This window comes from Frankia gtarii, from assembly GCF_025403375.1.
GTDB lineage: Bacteria > Actinomycetota > Actinomycetes > Frankiales > Frankiaceae > Frankia > Frankia gtarii.
In genome coordinates this window covers 1-2,965 of sequence record NZ_JAMPTM010000452.1, presented here as the reverse complement: position 1 = coordinate 2,965, position 2,965 = coordinate 1, and the positions used below count along the sequence as shown (strand labels likewise).

Annotated in this window: 2 protein-coding genes and 1 pseudogene; 2 read left to right on the top strand and 1 reads right to left on the bottom strand. The window is 69.8% G+C overall.

What is annotated here, in order from left to right; all coding sequences use genetic code 11:
• Positions 1-246: pseudogene (locus NBZ83_RS31270) on the bottom strand (beta-mannanase); the annotation flags it as partial.
• Between the two features lie 469 nt (positions 247-715).
• On the opposite strand from NBZ83_RS31270, the gene NBZ83_RS31265 reads away from it, so the two are divergent.
• Positions 716-2,071, top strand: a complete 1,356-nt coding sequence (locus tag NBZ83_RS31265; protein ID WP_261576423.1) for a hypothetical protein — start codon at positions 716-718, stop codon at positions 2,069-2,071.
• Between the two features lie 60 nt (positions 2,072-2,131).
• Positions 2,132-2,806 (top strand): O-methyltransferase, encoded by a 675-nt coding sequence (locus NBZ83_RS31260; RefSeq protein ID WP_261576422.1) that lies wholly within the window; start codon positions 2,132-2,134, stop codon positions 2,804-2,806.
• Positions 2,807-2,965: the final 159 nt, after the last annotated feature.

The window sequence follows — 2,965 nt, the reverse complement described above, 5'->3', positions numbered from 1 at the left end:
GTCGGGTGGCGGGCCGGGCTGGAGCGTCGAGGCGGACGTCTCGGGGTCCGTGGACGCGCCAGAGTCCACGGACCCCGAGGCCCGGATGCCCGGCAGCGGCATGGTGGCGGTGTCGGCACCATGCTGGCCGGGCCCGTCACTGCCCTTGAACGAGATAGCGCGGGTCGGTGAGGTGTCGCCCCGCTCCGAACCGATCCGGTCGGACGGGGGCGGACGCCCTCCCGGCGCGATGCCGGAATAGCGCACGTTACACCTCCACGGTGAGGGCAGATCGTCAGAGTCGCTGGAACGACCGGACACCTTCGCACCAGCAATGAACGACCGACCGCGCCGCACCAGCTGAGAACAGGCGTCGGCCGCGGACGATAACGCCACCGGCGATACGACGAACGCGGGTCTTCGCCCGAGGAGTTCCCAGACCCGAGAACTTTTCCGACCACGGCCGGAGGTGGCCTGGTTCATTATTCACCCGGCGACACCAGGACCCCGGAAGACACCACGAAGACGACTGCCAACGGTGACGGACAGGCGACCGTGCGCCCCGGGAATTGACCGAAGACCACGGTGGGAGGCGCCCGATCCGGGCCGGTTACACTTGCCGACGGTGCCGTCCACACGGCGCACCGGGCCGCCATGCGGGGATCGTCCGCAGCGTTCACCGCCGCCTGAGCGGCCGCGGCGCGCCCGTCGACCGAGAACGGGGGACGGGAAGCCAGTGGTAACCACCACCCTCACGACCAGGATTCCGCGGTCGTGGGTGATCCCGACCCAGGAGGCGGGCAGCAGCCGCACGGCGAACGACGCGACGCTGCGGCTGCTCACCGTTCTGCTGTTCTGCGAGATCTTCTTCCAGCGGATCGCCATCCCCGTCGGCGGTTCACAGGTCCAGGTGATCCTGCCGATCACCTACGTGTGCGCGGCCATCATGGTCCGGCGCGGCGGGTTGAGCCGGCACTCGGGCCGGATGACCGGCTACCTGGTGGCGATGACGGCGTGCTCGCTGTCGGCTCTCGTGTCCTTCCTGCGGCAGAAGGACAGCACGTCCCTGACATCGCTGTTGTTGTTGCTGGCGACGTACGTCCCCTTCGTCTTCGGCCTGCGCCCCGCCGACGCCCGGGCGTTGCTGCCCCGGCTCCTCGACCGCTTCCTCATCATGATCACGGTGCTGGCCGGGCTGGCCATGTTCCAGTTCGCGATTCAGCTCGTCGGCGTTCCGTACACCGATGTCGTCAAGGACATCGTGCCGTCACAGTTCCTGATGCACGGCTTCAACACGTCCTACCCGGTCCAGTATGGATCGTCGCTGTTCAAGTCGAACGCCTTCGTCTGTCTGGAAGCGTCGTTCTGCTCGCAGTTCCTCGGTTTCGGCATCGTGGTCTGCGTCCTGCGCAACGGCGGCTGGTGGCGGCTACTCATGTTCGTGCTGGCGATTCTCAGCACCGTTTCCGGCACCGGTCTGCTGCTGCTGGCCTGCGCGGGCGTGCTGCTGGCCGTCCACAAGGGCGCCCGGTTCGCGCTCACCGCCCTGGTCGGCGTGAGCCTCATCGTTCTGATCATCAGCTTCACCCCGGCGTCGAGCATCTTCGCGGCCCGCGCGACGGAGACGTCCTCGTCGACTTCCAGCGGCAGCCTGCGCTTCGTCCAGCCCTACCAGCGCACCTGGGATTCGCTCGGCAGCGATCCGGCGACGGTGGCGTTCGGCTCCGGCGCGGGCTACGCCGACCGCGACGCGGCTGCGTTCTTCCGCCGCACCGGCCTGCCACTGAACTATGCGCTCGTGCCGAAGCTCATCCTGGAGTACGGGGTCCTCGGCACGGTGACGTTCCTCAGCTTCATCGTGGCGATGTTCGTCCGCGGCTCGCAGTCGTTCGTGCTCTCCGGCTCGGTGTTGATCTTCTACATTGTGCTGTCCGGTGGCCTGCTGGCCCCGGTCGTCACCGGTCTGGGCCTGCTGCTCGTCGCCTGGTTCACCGTCTCGCCACAGGACTCGGACCGATGGGCGGACGATCTGGGGCCGCCGCCACCGTCATCCCAGACTCCCGCGCAGCGCAGGGTCTTCGCGGGTATCTGAGTTCCGGCCGGGCCCCGGCCAGGCGCCCGGCACCGACCCTCACAGCGGAGGTTCCGCCCGGTGCCTGATGCGACGCAGAGCTGGCAGGATGTCGACGAGTATCTCATCGACACCCTGATCGACGAGGACGAGGCGCTGCGGCAGGCGCGGGCGGCGAGCCACGCCGCCGGGCTGCCGCCGATCGAGGTCGCCGCGAACCAGGGTGCCTTCCTGGCCCTGCTCGTCTGGATGGTCTCCGGCCGGCGGGTGCTGGAGGTAGGCACCCTCGGCGGTTACTCGACGATCTGGCTCGCGCGGGCCGTCGGACCGAGCGGCCGGGTGGTCACTCTGGAGGTCGATCCTCACCACGCCGAGGTCGCCCGGGGCAACCTCGAACGCGCCGGCCTCGACGCCGTCGCCGACGTCGTGCTCGGTCCCGCCGTCGACTCGCTCGAGGCGCTGATCGCCACGCGCCCCGAGCCGTTCGACCTCGTGTTCATCGACGCGGACAAGCAGAACAACGCGCGCTACCTCGCCGCCGCGTTGCGCCTGACCCGGCCCGGCAGCGCGATCGTGGTCGACAACGTGGTGCGCGGCGGGGCGGTCGTCGACCCCGCCAGCGCGGACCCCAACGTCCAGGGGACGAGGGCCGTGCTCGACCTGGTGCGGGCGGAGCCGCGGCTGACGGCGACCGCGCTGCAGACCGTGGGCAACAAAGGCTGGGACGGCTTCGTCCTCGCGCTCGTTCGCGAGTAGTTACCGGCCTTGCGCGGGTAAGTACCCCGAGCTCCACGCAGAACCGCGACGGCCCCGCTCGACGCGCTGGATGCGCGAGGAGCGGGGCCGTCGTTGCGCGAGGGCCGGCCCGGCAGCCGGCGCAGTGGGGGCAGCCGGGCCGGGGGGGCGTTACCGGGC